Source organism: Paenibacillus woosongensis, assembly GCF_009725165.1.
GTDB classification, from domain to species: domain Bacteria; phylum Bacillota; class Bacilli; order Paenibacillales; family Paenibacillaceae; genus Fontibacillus; species Fontibacillus woosongensis.
The window spans coordinates 731,908-746,201 of record NZ_WNZW01000001.1 but is presented as its reverse complement, the minus strand read 5'-3'; the positions used below and the strand labels follow the sequence as shown (position 1 = coordinate 746,201).

12 protein-coding genes and 1 riboswitch are annotated in these 14,294 nt (G+C 49.8%); of the genes, 7 read left to right on the top strand and 5 right to left on the bottom strand.

What is annotated here, in order from left to right; all coding sequences use genetic code 11:
* Window positions 1-73: 73 nt before the first annotated feature.
* The 3 genes from nagA to GNP95_RS03600 are packed head-to-tail and all read right to left on the bottom strand — an operon-like array spanning window position 74 to window position 2,836.
* Window positions 74-1,264 (bottom strand): N-acetylglucosamine-6-phosphate deacetylase, encoded by a 1,191-nt coding sequence (nagA, locus tag GNP95_RS03610; protein WP_155609498.1) that lies wholly within the window; start codon window positions 1,262-1,264, stop codon window positions 74-76.
* A 2-nt stretch (window positions 1,265-1,266) separates the two neighbouring features.
* A complete protein-coding gene (gene nagB, locus GNP95_RS03605) occupies window positions 1,267-1,995 on the bottom strand; it encodes a glucosamine-6-phosphate deaminase (RefSeq protein ID WP_155609497.1) in 729 nt (242 codons plus the stop codon).
* Between the two features lies 1 nt (window position 1,996).
* Window positions 1,997-2,836, bottom strand: a complete 840-nt coding sequence (locus tag GNP95_RS03600; protein WP_155609496.1) for a MurR/RpiR family transcriptional regulator — start codon at window positions 2,834-2,836, stop codon at window positions 1,997-1,999.
* 274 nt (window positions 2,837-3,110) lie between these two features.
* Here GNP95_RS03600 and GNP95_RS03595 point away from each other — a divergent pair, with 274 nt between their 5' ends.
* From GNP95_RS03595 to thiC, 4 genes are all read left to right on the top strand, one after another.
* Window positions 3,111-3,575: a MarR family winged helix-turn-helix transcriptional regulator gene (locus tag GNP95_RS03595; RefSeq protein ID WP_283927463.1), complete on the top strand. Its 465-nt coding sequence runs from the start codon at window positions 3,111-3,113 to the stop codon at window positions 3,573-3,575.
* An 806-nt stretch (window positions 3,576-4,381) separates the two neighbouring features.
* Entirely contained in the window at window positions 4,382-5,872 is a 1,491-nt protein-coding gene (gene glpK, locus GNP95_RS03590; protein ID WP_155609494.1) for a glycerol kinase GlpK, read from the top strand.
* 132 nt (window positions 5,873-6,004) lie between these two features.
* Complete coding sequence (locus GNP95_RS03585; protein WP_009225122.1) at window positions 6,005-6,229, top strand: helix-turn-helix domain-containing protein; 225 nt, start codon at window positions 6,005-6,007, stop codon at window positions 6,227-6,229.
* A 152-nt stretch (window positions 6,230-6,381) separates the two neighbouring features.
* A riboswitch (TPP riboswitch) is annotated at window positions 6,382-6,493 on the top strand.
* A 94-nt stretch (window positions 6,494-6,587) separates the two neighbouring features.
* Window positions 6,588-8,369, top strand: a complete 1,782-nt coding sequence (gene thiC / locus GNP95_RS03580) for a phosphomethylpyrimidine synthase ThiC (RefSeq protein ID WP_155609493.1) — start codon at window positions 6,588-6,590, stop codon at window positions 8,367-8,369.
* A gap of 62 nt (window positions 8,370-8,431) precedes the next feature.
* On the opposite strand, the gene GNP95_RS03575 is transcribed toward thiC, so the two are convergent.
* The gene (locus tag GNP95_RS03575) at window positions 8,432-9,202 is read right to left on the bottom strand and encodes a response regulator transcription factor (RefSeq protein WP_155609492.1); all 771 of its coding nucleotides are present in this window, start codon (window positions 9,200-9,202) and stop codon (window positions 8,432-8,434) included.
* Window positions 9,199-10,920 (bottom strand): sensor histidine kinase, encoded by a 1,722-nt coding sequence (locus GNP95_RS03570; protein WP_155609491.1) that lies wholly within the window; start codon window positions 10,918-10,920, stop codon window positions 9,199-9,201. Before GNP95_RS03570 ends, GNP95_RS03575 begins: the two co-directional genes overlap by 4 nt.
* A gap of 198 nt (window positions 10,921-11,118) precedes the next feature.
* On the opposite strand from GNP95_RS03570, the gene GNP95_RS03565 reads away from it, so the two are divergent.
* From GNP95_RS03565 to GNP95_RS03555, 3 genes are read left to right on the top strand one after another with little or no spacing between them, the layout of a single operon-like run.
* Window positions 11,119-12,474 carry an ABC transporter substrate-binding protein gene (locus GNP95_RS03565; protein ID WP_155609490.1) on the top strand — a complete coding sequence of 452 codons (1,356 nt, stop codon included), beginning with the start codon at window positions 11,119-11,121 and terminating at the stop codon, window positions 12,472-12,474.
* Between the two features lie 59 nt (window positions 12,475-12,533).
* Entirely contained in the window at window positions 12,534-13,430 is an 897-nt protein-coding gene (locus tag GNP95_RS03560) for a carbohydrate ABC transporter permease (protein WP_155609489.1), read from the top strand.
* 2 nt (window positions 13,431-13,432) lie between these two features.
* Window positions 13,433-14,269, top strand: coding sequence for a carbohydrate ABC transporter permease (locus GNP95_RS03555; protein ID WP_155609488.1), 837 nt, complete (start codon window positions 13,433-13,435; stop codon window positions 14,267-14,269).
* The last annotated feature ends 25 nt before the right edge of the window (window positions 14,270-14,294 follow it).

Below are 14,294 nucleotides of genomic sequence, written 5' to 3'. Positions count from 1 at the left end.
TGCTGTGACAAAAAGGCAGCAGCTCAAAGGATGAATACCATTCAAATCCTTGGCTGCTGCTTTTGATTGTTTTTTATGATTTTACTTCAAATTTCCGCCCTTTGACCCATGTATCCTGCAAATTCAAATTTGCGTCGACCAGCAGTAAATCAGCTTGTTTCCCCGTCTCGATCGAGCCGGTAAAATGGTCGATTCGGATCAGTTTGGCGGGGTTTAAACTGGCCGCTTCCGAGGCTTTTTCGATCGAAAGGCCGACTTCCCGGACCAGATGGCGGAAGCCGCGAATCATAGTCAAGGTGCTGCCCGCAAGCGTATTATCACTGTCTTTAAGGGTACATACATTGTCCTTAACGACAACAGGAAGGTCACCAAGCATGTATTCGCCGTCCCCAAGCCCTGCCGCAGACATGGCATCGGTGATCAAAATCAAATTGTTGTCGTTCTTCACCTGAGCCAGAAGACGGATGGCTGCATGGTGCACGTGAATGCCGTCGGCGATAATTTCCGCACTGATCCCGGGAGTGCTCAGGACCGCACCGGCCGTACCCGGTTTCCGGTGATGAAGCGGAGTCATCGCATTGAAGGTATGGACGGCATGATGCAGCCCCACCTGAACGGCCGCCATAATCTCTTCGTAAGTGGCATCAGTATGGCCCGCCGCTGCGACGATGCCCTCTTTGCGAAGGTATCGGGTCAGCTCCAGTGCTCCTTCTCTTTCGGGGGCAAAGGTTACCTGTTTGATTAGGCCAGGGTATTTATTGTTCCACGCCTCCACCCAGGAACGGTTTGGGGGCACGATATGCGAAGGATTCTGGGCGCCGGGCCATTTTGGGCTGATAAAGGGGCCTTCTAAATGAACGCCTGCCAATTGAGCGTAAGGCATGTCTTTTGCCATATACTCGTTTACTTTCTCAAGCACTTCATCAATCACGGCTTGCGGCATCGTCATCGTCGTAGCAAGCATAGATGTCGTGCCTTGGCTGCAGTGCAGCTTCGTAATCGCGTCGAAGGCTTCCTGGCTGGGAATGGAGAAATCTTCCAGCATGCCTCCGTGAACATGAATATCGATAAAACCTGGCAACACGTAGCTTCCTTCAGCATCAACCGTGGATGCCGAAGCCGGAGAATCCGAAGGCATTCCTGATGTTGAGCCCACGTATGCAATTAAGCCTTCCTCTACGACCACCGCGCCGTCATGTATGATTCCTTTTGGAGTAACGACTTCGGCGTGAGTGATTTGAAAACTCCGGTTCGCGGCAGTCATAGTTATAGCAGCCTCCCGGCATCTTGGTCGACGATGACAACAACATTTGGATGAAGCTGCAGGAGGGAGGCAGGACATTGCGTTGTTACAGGGCCTTTAAGTGCTTTAGCCACGATTTCAGCCTTGTCTGCTCCTTTAGCCATCAGCAGGATTTGCTTCGCCTTCAGAATGGAGCCGATGCCCATCGTAATGGCATGAGTTGGCACTTCGTCGATGGAGTTGAAGTAACGCGCATTAGCTTTGCGGGTAACCTCGTCCAGCTCGACAACATGTGTCGCAGCCTTCAATTCGTCTGCGGGCTCGTTGAAGCCGATATGGCCGTTGTGGCCAAGGCCAAGAAGCTGCAAATCGATTTGTCCTGCTTGCTCTAGAAGCTGTGTATACTCCTCTGCGGCTTTATGCCCATCACCGGATACGCCTGATGGCACATGCGTATTGTTCAAATCGATGTCTACATGATTGAACAATTTCTCGTTCATGAATCTGCGGTAGCTTTCTGAGTGATCCTCCGCAAGGCCGATATACTCATCCAGGTTGTAGCTGCGGACTTCCTTGAAGCTGACCAGCCCTTGCTTGTGAAGCTCAATCAGATGCTGGTATACTCCGACAGGAGTCCCGCCAGTAGCCAGTCCTAACGCAGCACGTGGGTTCGTTTGCAGCAGGCTTGCAATAATTCCTGCTCCGGTCTCATTGAATTGCTGTTCATTGTTTACTTTAATGATATTAAACATATTATTCGCCTCCTGTACTTTTGCGATAAATTTGAACGTTCTGGTATGAATTTTTCAGTTTTGGCGTATATTCCGTAAATTCCAGACTTACCATTCCCGTAAATAGAATATCAATGACATGCAGTTGGGCAATTCTTGAGGCCATGTCTCCCCGGCGCATTCCTTCCTCCAGCGAAGAAGAGAACAGCGATATGTCAGCCAGGGATGCCAGGGTGCTGCTCCCGTATTGGGTTAACGAGAGGGTGATCGCACCGCTGTCTTTGGCACAGCGCAGCGCATCTATCGTCTCCGGCGTTTCTCCAGAATAGGAGATTGCCAATGCCGCATCGCCCTCGCTTAAGCTGGATGCCGAAGTGATTTGCATGTGGGAATCCGCAAACGCAGTACAATTTTTGCCGATCCGAATAAGCTTCTGGTAGAAATCCTGCGCAATGACGGAGGACGTAGCCACCCCGTAAAGATCGATTCGTTTAGCGCGGCAAAGTACCTCTACCGCTTTCTGGAGCTGGCTGATATTCAACAGACGCGTCGTGTCCGTAATCGAAGCAAGATGATTCGCCTCCATGGCCTGGACGATCCTGTGCAGATCATTGCCCGCAATAATGTCCTGGTAGTGGCTTTCTGAAGGCTTGTGAGCGAGTTCAAAAGCCAGCTTCATTTTGAAATCGGGAAACCCTTTGAAATGAAACGACTTGCAAAATCTTGTCACTGTGGATGGACTGATTCCGCACTCCTCAGCGAGATCAGTAATGCCCATATGGATGACGGAACTAGGGGCGTTAAGAATGTGTTCTGCCAGTCGTCTTTCTTGGGGCGGCAAGCTGTTCAGTTGTGTAGACAACGCATGCAGAATAGGAGTAAGAATGTAAGTTCACCTTCTTTCCTGTAGCAGATACACAATAGATTAAGAAAATAATTTTCGTGGAATTAACAAGTAACGTGAAAACTATTTTAGTACATAATAAAATATTCCACTTTATAATGCAAGGTGTTTTATTACACCCAAGTGACACTTTTGAAACGAATTCCTTGTATTTTTAAGAAACGCATAATACACTAATATTTGCTCAAGCTTACCGGTTTTATCCGTATTATTTCCGATGAGGAGGAATAGCGTGGATCCGAATCTCGATCACTATATAGACCGGCTCCAATCGAAGTTTTCGGTGGTCGTCAAGAAGCTGCAAAACGAAATCATGCAGCACCGCGATCTGCCGTTAACGGGGCCGCAGTTCCATATGCTGTCGCTCATAGCGAAGGAGCGAAGCTGCAATGTCACTTATTTGGCGGAGGCACTGGTCGTGAAGCCGAGCGCGATCACGGTTATGCTTGACCGCCTCGTTCAGAACGGCTACGTCGAGCGCAGGCATGATGAGCAGGATCGCCGTGCCGTGCTGTTATCCGTTACGGAGCATGGCAAGGAAGTGTATGAGAAGGCGCGGAAGAAATCCAGGGAAGTGCTGGCTAATTATTTCGCTTGCCTGGATGAGAATGAGAAAGAAGTGCTGGAACGCGTTATCAATAAGTTTGATGAGGTAGGGCGTTTACGCCTTAAAGAGAGAGAAGCTGGTGAAGCATAGGGGAATCGGAAAGATGCAGGTGACTGGATGGCTGTTCCCAGCCCGGCTCGTTGCTTGTACATTTGTGTGATTTGCCCGCATTTGCCGATGCCATCGGGAAAAATTTCGAATTTAAGTTTGGAGTTCTTGTATGCGGTCAGAGCGACTAAGCACCTTTGAGGGTGCTTTTTTTGGGTTTAGCTGAAAGTTTGGAGGAGCGGGTTCCACTAAGTTGGAGAGGCTGCCATAATGCAGCGCCAACGGACCGTAGTTCCGCTATACAGGCAAAAAGTTGTTAAACGGAGTGCTAATGGACCGTAGTTCCGCTATTTGCCTAAAATAGGTATACGACATGCGTATTTTTGGCGAATAAGGGCTTCTCTGTCCGTAAGCTCGTCAAAATCAGCAAAAAAGCAGGAATAAGTACTTTGATGTCCGTTAGCTTCCCGATAACTGTGGTCGGTTGGTGCTATTTGCGTATAAGAAACTTTAGTTTACTTAAAGATGCTTTTGGCTTAATTATACATAGGTTGCTTTAAATTACTTGTTGAGCTTAGGTAATTCGGGGCTTGGCGTACTAGCTGATGCTTAATGAGGATGGTTATCCGGGACAAACCTTCAAGACAGAACATTGCTGGCTCGGGGGTGCTTTTTCATTTGTAACGCAATCCGCTAACGAGGTAGAATAAGGTTAATATTTCTCAATTTTTAAATCTTTAATGTTTTGGAATTCTGTAATTTTAAACGATGCTGGAACTTGAAAGGGAGAGCATGTTGGGCTCAGGTAATAGCAAAATTGAGCAAAGACCAAGGAGCGGAGGATGTTTATGGAACAATATATACTTGCTCTTGACCAGGGAACTACAAGTACGCGGGCGATTCTGTTTAACAAGCAAGGGGAGATCGTGCACTTGGCGCAGCGTGAATTTCCGCAATATTTTCCAAAGCCAGGGTGGGTGGAGCATAATCCCAATGAAATTTGGGGTTCCACTCTCGCGGTGATCGCTTCCTGCTTGTCGGAGTCAGGGGTTAAGCCGGGGCAGGTGGCTGGAATCGGTATCACGAACCAGAGGGAAACAACGATCATTTGGGAGAAGGAGACCGGAAATCATATCTACAATGCTGTTGTATGGCAATCCCGGCAGACAGCGGATATTTGCGAGGAGCTGATGGCGGCGGGCCATAATCCAGTATTCCAGCAAAAGACGGGACTGCTGATCGATCCCTACTTCTCAGGGACGAAAGTGAAGTGGATTCTGGATCATGTCGAGGGAGCAAGGGAGCGTGCAGAAAAGGGAGAACTGCTCTTCGGTACGATCGATTCCTGGCTCATATGGAAGCTGACTGGCGGCCAGGTGCATGTGACCGACTACTCCAACGCATCGAGGACCTTGATGTATAACATTCACGAGCTATGCTGGGATGACGAACTGCTGGAGCTGCTTCAAGTTCCGAAAGCGATGCTTCCCGAAGTACGCTCATCTTCTGAGGTTTACGGACGGACGGCGCCTTACCATTTCTTTGGACATGAGGTGCCGATTGCGGGAGCCGCGGGCGACCAGCAGGCCGCTTTATTCGGACAAAATTGCTTTGAGCGGGGCATGGTAAAAACAACGTACGGCACAGGCTGCTTCATGCTGATGAATACGGGCGATCAGCCGGTCTCGTCGGGTCATGGCCTCATTACATCGATTGCCTGGGGGATCGGAGGCAAGGTTGAATATGCGCTTGAGGGTAGTATCTTCGTCTCGGGTTCAGCCATACAATGGCTTAGAGACGGTTTGCGGATGTTTAGGGAGTCGAAGGACAGCGAAAGGTATGCCGAACGCGTCCAGTCCACGGAGGGGGTATACGTCGTGCCGGCCTTTGTCGGCTTAGGCAGCCCATATTGGGACAGCGACGTTCGAGGCGCTGTATTTGGCCTCACTCGGGGAACGAGTAAGGAGCATTTTATCCGTGCAACCCTTGAATCATTGGCTTATCAGACCAAAGACATTCTAGTGGCGATGGAGAAGGATTGCGGCTACAAGGTGAATACGATGCGGGTGGACGGGGGAGCGGTATCGAATACGTTCTTGATGGCATTCCAAAGCGATATTCTTGATGTTCCGGTGGAACGTCCGGCTGTGCGCGAGACGACCGCGCTAGGCGCAGCCTATCTGGCCGGGCTTGCCGTCGGTTATTGGCGGGATCTTGAAGAAATTCGCCGCATTTGGAGCTTGGAACGGCGATTTGAACCGGCAATGCCGGAAAGTGAGCGTGAATCACTCTACAATGGCTGGAAAAAAGCCGTTTATGCCGCTATGGCCTTCAAATGAGGAATGGGCTGCCAGAAGCAGCCCATTTTTGCTTTGTATCGCACGCTTACTCGCTGTTTTTCATAATATGTTTTGACTGTATCCCTTAACCTTGTTATACCACAAAACCCGAGCAAGGAGGGGTGACGCATTTTGAAAAGCAGCGATCGTAACAGCAAATTTCTGTTGACTCATCGTGAGCGGGAAGTTTTTGAACTCCTCGTGCAGGATAAAACGACGCGCGACATTGCGGGGCAACTATTCATTAGCGAGAAGACCGTACGAAATCATATTTCTAATGTCATGCAGAAATTGAACGTAAAAGGTCGTGCGCAGGCGGTTGTCGAGCTGATTAAGCTTGGGGAGCTGAAAATCTGACGGTTTGGGCAAAACACGTCAAAAATCGCAAGCCTTCTAATTCCTTTTCCGGAGAGGAAAGGAACTAGAAGGTTTTTTGTTGTTTAAGGCTGATGGAGAAAATCTAGTTTTGGGTTGATAATTCCTTGTTTTCCATATATTATATATTGGTGAATTGAATAAACGGGAGCTTGGGCCAACCAGGCTGAGAGGATAGCTAATGCGCTGTCGACCGTAATACCTGATCTGGGTAATGCCAGCGGAGGAAACGTTCGAGCCTATGTGTATACAGAGACCGCTTCTTTCGTTGCGGTCTTTTTTTGTTGCACTTGGCAGCAGCAGCTCCGCTTGAACCCATTCATTCTAAGGAGGAATAGAAATGGCAAGCGAAACCAGCAACAACACAGTCAACCCTGAGTTCTTAGCTTTTCCGGGCAGCCGCAAGGTGTATATTCAAGGTTCACGGCCGGATATACAAGTGCCCATGAGAGAGATTGCACTTACGCCGACCGTTCGAGGAGAATCGGTAGAAGAGAATGAACCTGTTCGGGTATATGATTGCAGCGGTCCTTACACAGACGCTAACTATCATGCGGATATTAGGACAGGGCTTCCAGCGAATCGCACAAATTGGATTCTGGAGCGGGGGGATGTGGAGGATTATGAAGGCAGAAGCATAAGACCTGAGGATGATGGATACCAAACAGAAAAGCAGCTTGAGCAGAAGGAGACATTCCCCGGCCTGCGCCGTAAGCCTTTAAGAGCCAAAGCCGGCCGCAATGTGACGCAAATGCATTACGCAAGAAAGGGAATCATCACGCCCGAAATGGAGTACATTGCAATCCGGGAGAACGTGACTCCGGAATTCGTACGCAGGGAAGTCGCCGAAGGCAGAGCGATCATCCCTTCCAATATCAATCATCCTGAGAGCGAGCCAATGATCATCGGCCGTAATTTTCTGGTCAAAATCAATGCAAACATCGGCAACTCGGCCGTCGCCTCCTCTATTGAGGAGGAAGTGGAGAAGATGAGATGGGCGACCCGTTGGGGCGCCGACACGATCATGGATCTTTCCACGGGAAAAAACATTCACACGACGCGGGAGTGGATCATCCGCAATTCACCTGTGCCTGTAGGCACAGTCCCGCTCTACCAGGCGTTGGAGAAGGTAGGCGGAAAGGCTGAGGCATTGAACTGGGAAGTCTACCGCGATACATTGATCGAGCAAGCGGAGCAGGGCGTCGACTATTTTACGATCCATGCCGGAGTGCTCCTGCGGTATATTCCGTTAACGGCTAAGCGTGTCACAGGTATTGTGTCTCGCGGAGGTTCCATCATGGCAGCCTGGTGCCTTGCTCATCATCAAGAGAACTTCCTTTATACCCATTTTGAAGAAATCTGTGAAATCATGAAAAGCTATGACATCGCCTTTTCGCTTGGCGACGGCCTGCGGCCGGGTTCGATTGCGGATGCTAACGACGAAGCTCAGTTCGCTGAGCTCGAGACGCTCGGCGAACTGACCCAAATCGCATGGAAGCATGACGTTCAGGTGATGATCGAAGGGCCGGGTCACGTACCGATGCACTTAATTAAAGAAAATGTAGACAAACAAATGGAAATATGCCAGGAGGCTCCTTTCTATACGCTGGGCCCGTTAACGACGGATATTGCCCCAGGCTACGATCATATTACTTCAGCGATAGGAGCGGCCATGATCGGCTGGTTCGGGACGGCTATGCTGTGTTATGTGACGCCTAAGGAACACCTCGGCCTTCCTAATAAAGACGATGTTCGCGAGGGAGTCATTGCTTATAAAATAGCCGCGCATGCAGCTGATCTAGCTAAGGGACATCCTGGGGCCCAAGACAGAGATAATGCGTTATCCAAGGCCCGGTTCGAATTCCGCTGGCGAGACCAGTTCAACCTCTCGCTCGATCCGGAGAGGGCTCTGGAGTATCATGATGAAACATTGCCCGCGGAAGGGGCCAAGACCGCTCACTTCTGTTCCATGTGCGGCCCTAAATTTTGCAGCATGCGAATCACTCAGGACATTCGCGATTATGCCAAGCAGCATGGACTTGAAGAAGAGGAGGCTATCGCCAAAGGCCTGAAGGAAAAATCACGGCAGTTCAAAGAAGCGGGTAATGTCATTTATCGCTAGTAAATATTAAGCCTCCTAACTTTTGTCCGGAAACGGAAGAGAGCCAGGAGGCTTTTTTCATACTACAAATCACAACGCTTCTTCTTCATCAATTGCCTCCGGTAATCCCTCGGCGTCATCCCGTAGGTTTTGTGGAATACTTTGCTGAAATACCGGGAATCCTTGTAGCCGACCATCTCTCCGACGGCATACTGCGTCAGCTCGGGATTTCTCAGCAGCTCGCATGCCTTTTCCATGCGGATTTGCGTCAAGAAGGAGAGGAAGGTCTGCCCGGTGACCGACTTGAACACCTGCCCGAAATATTGTGTCGTCAGATGGAACTGCTCGGCGGCATCCTTCAGGCTGATGTCATTGTCCAAATGGTCATGCATAAATGTAATGGCCCGTTCCACTACGTTCTCATGATAGGTCATGGGCACCAGCTCAGGATCGGCTTCTTCAGTGCTGGCTTGGCGCGGCGTTTCCGTGGCCAGAATATCGTCGACGATGGCCAGCAGCTCATCCGTATCGATTGGCTTAAGTACATAGCCGGCAGCCCGGTACTTCATCGCCTTCTTGACGTAGTCGAATTCCTCATAGCCGCTGATAACAATCATGTGAATATCCGGACGATGCTTATGCAAATGCTCCATCAGCTCAAGCCCGTTCATATCGGGCATTTGAATGTCTGTGATTAGCAGGTCGATGTGGGTGCGCTCCAGCCAGTCCATCACCTCGCGGCCGTTAGCCGCAGTGCCGACGACATCGACGTCCCGTTCTGCCCACTCATCCATCGTGCTCAGGCTTTCCGAAATCATGTGTTCATCATCTGCGATTAATAGCCGGCAGGTCATCCGTGTTCCCTCCTTGGAAGCATAATCGTCACTTTCATTCCCCGATTGATCTCGCTATCCAGCGTAATACCGTAGCGGTCTCCGAAATGATACTTGATCCTCGCTTGTACGTTAAAGAGCCCGATGTGCTCCTGCTTTTTCGATAACTGCCCATAGTCGTTCTCCAGCGCTTCCTGAAGCGGTTTCAACTTATCGCTGTCCATGCCGACGCCGTAGTCCTGAATGACGATCCAGACCACATCGTCATCGATCCAACCCATTACCTCTATGCAGCCTTCGCTTTGCTTCGGATCCAAGCCGTGCATAATGGCATTTTCGAGAATCGGCTGGAAAATCCACTTGACCGTGTAAAGATCATAGATTTCTTCCTCGACCTGGATCGTATAGCTGATCTGCTTCTTCAGCCGCAGTTTATGGATTTCCAGGTACAGCCTCAGGTATTCCAGCTCTTTGGAGAACGGTACGAGCTCCTCAAAGGAACTGATGCTGATGCGCAGTAATTTGCCGAGCAGGACGATCATTTTACTGATGTCCTTCTCTTTGCTTTGCCGGGCCAGTGAATTGATAGACTCTAGCGTATTGTATAAAAAATGAGGGTTGATCTGGGCCTGAAGGGCGGCAACCTCTGCGATTCGCTTATGGTTCTGCTCAGTATAGACAAGCTCGATCAGGTCTTTGATTTTTCTGACCATTTTGTTATAGCCGATCCCCAGCAGGCCGATTTCATCCTTGGCCGTGATCCGGAACTGTTCATCGAAATTGCCCTGCTCCACCTCCTTCATCAGCAGGCGAAGCTGCTTGATCGGCCTCGAGAAACGGGTCGAAATGAACAGGGAAGCGACCGCACCGATAATCAGGCTGACAATGATGGCGCTTACAAATATTTTGCGAATATCATAAACCGGTTCGTACCACTTATTCTCGAGAAAATAAGCAGACATGGTCCACCCGGTCATTGGCTCCGTTCGCTGGACAAGGCGATATTTCGATAAGTCGCGGGGCAAGTCATGCTGGGCTTCGCTATGTGGATATACTATCGTTCCCTGCTGATCCTGAATGTAGAAGCGGAGCGAATCCCCGGACTCATTCGCGCTAAATGCCGGATCTGCCGCAAATAAACGGCTTAGCGCATCGAGATCGAAATCGATGACAAGCAGGCCCGTAGCCCGCAAATCGATGCTGTGCAGCTTCCGCACGAAGGAGAAGACCTTCTGGCCGCTGTTCAGATTGCTGTACGGCCGCAGATGCAAAGGAGTTACATAAGCATTATCCTGTAGGGCGGTTTCTTTCGGCAGCCAGTCGAAGCGGGAGAAGTTATCGTTGTCCCGATTGAGCGAATAGCCGTAATAGTACACGAACTGGTTGCTGCTGACAAGCGTGATACCTGTATTTTCCGGCCGAATCGAATTTGCGCTGTTTATGATGTCGTCCATTTTCGGAAAAGACGCATAATAAGCAGACTCGCTTCTGTTCTTCAGAAAGTCGGAGACCACCGAGCTCATCGCGATGGCATCGCTCATGCGGTTCAAGTCGCTAAGGTAAATGGACAGCACTTTGAAATTGCGGTTAAAGGTCGATTCCGCCTCGTTATTCAGCTGCTGATTGAGAGATGAGGCGGAGTTCCGGTACGTAATCCAGCCAAGAAATAGCAGAAGCACCGTAAACAAAATAAAGAAGGAGACGAACAATTTTGCGAATAAAGTATGGTAGAATCTCACATGCTCATCCCTCTTTCCCTAGGATGACTCTAAATTAGCAAAAGTTATATCCGAAATCAATGGTTGGCCTAACCAGTCCTCATGAACCATTTTTTTTTCACCTTTTTCAATGTTTTGTCACATTTTCACCGGAAGAAGAAGACGGTATAGTTGTGCATAAGCCGGCTTGACACCAACCACAGGGGGTATGAGAACAACATGAAGAGAAGATTACAGCTATTCGCCAGTTTGCTTATGGTTTTCGCGCTTGTATTGTCAGGCTGCCAATCGCCAGCAGGCTCTTCTTCCAAACAAGATGAAAGCGGTGCCAAGGCGAATGGGAATGCCAGCCAGCAGGCTGGGGGAGATAGAACGCTAAGACTAATGATTCCGAACTATTTCAACGATCTGGAGAAAAATATTTGGTCCAACGTCGTCAAAAACTTTGAAAATGCCAATCCAGGCGTCAAAGTCGAGCTGACGACCGGCGACATGCAGGTAGAGAACGGAAAGCTGACTACGATTCTTCAATCTGGAGTTACACCGCCGGATGCCATGCTTATCAATGCCGGCGCAGGCCGTGTCAAAATATTGGCGGATGCGAACTTGATCAAACCGCTGGATGAGGCTTACCAAGAAAACGGCTGGCAGGACAAAATCAAGCCATTCGCCTATAATCTCGTTTCGGGCTCGGAGCATATTTACGAGCTGCCTCATTCGATGGATGCGCTGCAGGCGTACTATCACAAGGACATGTTCGAGCAATATGGCATTCAAGTACCAACGACACAGGAGGAATTGATCCAAGCGTTCGACAAATTGAAGGAGGCAGGCATTACGCCAATCAGCGTGGGCGCGCGCGACAGGTTCCCGATCAGCTGGATGTTCTCGACGCTTCTTGAGGCAGCCGCGGGACGCGAGAAAATGGAGAGCCTGCTGTATGGTGATGGCCGATGGGATGATCCTGAAGTAGTTGCGGCGGTTGAGACATTGGAGCTATGGGTGAAAAAAGGCTACATCGCCAAAGAGTCCATCTCCCAGACGGCGGCCGACGCCAAATTTGCTTTCCTGAACAAGAAAACCGCGATTGGCTTCTACAGCTCGCAAATTATCGTCAATGCGGTAGAGAACAAGGTGGAGAACAATCTGGGCGCATTTACTATTCCGTCCTTCATCGAAGGGAAAACGGCGGCGCCAGCCAGCGGTCTGGGCACAACATGGGTCATTCCGTCCAAAGCGGAGAACGCTGATTTGGCCATCACTTGGCTGAACTATGTTCTGTCCGATTTCAGCAAAGTCGTTCTTGCGGATACGAACTACAACTACATTCTAGTATCGAAAAGCGCCGAGTCCACCCAGCCGGCTGGCCAGCTTCTAGAGCAAGCAATGAAGGCTGTGGAACAGGATTCCGGTTACAATCCGGCGGTATTCATCGGGCCAGAAACGAAAGAAGCTTATTTCCAGAATCTGCAGGGAGTCGTGGGCGGTCTAACATCGCCGCTGGAAGCCGCAAAAAAAATCCAGGAAGGCAAAGAGAAGGATACAGCGGCAGGCTACAAAATCACCAAAAAGTAAAATTCAACCCGGCCAGGACTCGTCCTGAGTCCTGGCCGGTGATATAGAGGGGGATTAAAATGGAAACGGCTTCGATGGGAAAGACCCGCATGCTGAGACGCTGGCTCGTCATCGCATCATTTATACTTCCCGCCTTTATATTGTATGGGATGTTCCTGCTTTGGCCGGTAGGGCAAGCGATACAATTGAGCTTCTTCCATTGGGACGGCTCGTCGCCGCAAATGGAATTTATCGGACTGGACAATTACGCTAATTTGGCCAAGGACGCGATTTTCATCAAAGGGCTAATACATAACGTCATTTGGCTCGTGCTTAGTCTGCTGTTAGTCGTCATTCCGACGCTGGCGTTGTCGCTTTTGATCAGCAAGGTACGGAAGGGAAGAATGTTTTTTCGGGCGGCTTTTTATTTGCCGTCAGTGCTCTCGCTTGCCGTCATCGGGGTATTGTGGACGAAGATTTACGATCCGAACGCAGGGCTGCTGAACGAGTTCCTGCGTGATATCGGCTTGGGCGGCCTGGCGCGCAACTGGCTTGGAGAACCGCTTACCGTGCTCCCGGCGCTTGTCGTAGTTAGCACCTGGGCATTTTACGGGCTGTACATGATCCTGTACTTGGCTGGCCTGCAAAATATCGATTATTCGATTTACGAAGCAGCCGATATCGACGGAGCGGGGCCGCTCCGCAAATTCTGGAGCATTACGGTGCCTAGCCTTCGCAATACGCTGAATATTGTTATCAGCATGGTAATCATTTATTCCTTCAAAGGGTTTGCACTGGTTTGGATTATGACACAGGGCGGGCCATTCTATATGAGTGAAATTGTCCCTACTTATGTCTATAAAGCAGCTTTCAGTATGAATAAGGTAGGCTACGGGACGGCCGGCAGCCTTGTACTGGGCATCATTGTCATGGGGTGTACGGTGTTATTCAATTATTACCGGGAAAAGAGGGAGTGACCATGCACAGCAGCCATAGCACGCGAAAATATCCGCAGGTTATTTTATACGTAGTTCTATCCCTGCTGCTCATCGTTATTGTAGCCCCGATTTTCTGGGCGATTCTGGGCAGCTTCAAAACGAACTTTGAAATCGCGAACTACCCGTTTGCCTTGCCATCCTCCTGGAGGCTGAACAATTTCTACGAGGCCTGGAATCTGGGGAATTTCAAAAGGTATTTTTTCAACAGTGCCTATATTACGGTTTCAGGCATGGTTCTCGTGGCGCTCGTGGCTTGTCCGGCAGGATATGCCTTTGCCCAATTCGCATTTAAGGGCCGTAACCTGCTGTTTTATTTGTTCCTGATCGGCATGCAGCTGCCAGTTCAAGCGATTATCATTCCGGTGTTCTTCCAGCTCAAGGCGATGGGCATCATCGATACGCTGAGCGGAGTTGTGCTGGTATCTGCCGCTGAGGCGCTGCCGTTCTCCATCTTCCTCATGCGCAATACGTTTAAGGACGTACCGGCGGAGCTGCGGGAATCCGCGCAAATTGACGGGGCCAGCGAGTGGAGAACATATTTCCAGGTCATGCTTCCGCTGGCGAAGCCGGGGCTTGTCGCGCTGCTTGTGTTTACGTTTATGAATATTTGGAACGACTTTCTAACACCGCTCGTGCTGTTGATTTCCAATGATAATTTTACGATGTCGATTGGCTTGTATTCGTTCACGGGCGAGAATGCAACCAACTTTGCGCTTATATTTGCAGGCACCGTCATCAGCATGATCCCGAGCATTATCGTTTATATGATTTTCCAGCGGCAATTCATTGAGGGAATGTCGGCAGGCTCCGGCAAATAACAGATAAATCCTAAGCGACAAGAAT

Bases quoted from the DNA above. Each gene is read 5' to 3' on its own strand.
- GNP95_RS03575 (WP_155609492.1), bottom strand. From the start codon at position 9,202: ATGACCTGCCGGCTATTAATCGCAGATGATGAACACATGATTTCGGAA.
- GNP95_RS03565 (WP_155609490.1), top strand. From the start codon at position 11,119: ATGAAGAGAAGATTACAGCTATTCGCCAGTTTGCTTATGGTTTTCGCG.
- thiC (WP_155609493.1), top strand. From the start codon at position 6,588: ATGGCAAGCGAAACCAGCAACAACACAGTCAACCCTGAGTTCTTAGCT.
- glpK (WP_155609494.1), top strand. From the start codon at position 4,382: ATGGAACAATATATACTTGCTCTTGACCAGGGAACTACAAGTACGCGG.
- nagB (WP_155609497.1), bottom strand. From the start codon at position 1,995: ATGTTTAATATCATTAAAGTAAACAATGAACAGCAATTCAATGAGACC.
- GNP95_RS03560 (WP_155609489.1), top strand. From the start codon at position 12,534: ATGGAAACGGCTTCGATGGGAAAGACCCGCATGCTGAGACGCTGGCTC.
- GNP95_RS03555 (WP_155609488.1), top strand. From the start codon at position 13,433: ATGCACAGCAGCCATAGCACGCGAAAATATCCGCAGGTTATTTTATAC.
- nagA (WP_155609498.1), bottom strand. From the start codon at position 1,264: ATGACTGCCGCGAACCGGAGTTTTCAAATCACTCACGCCGAAGTCGTT.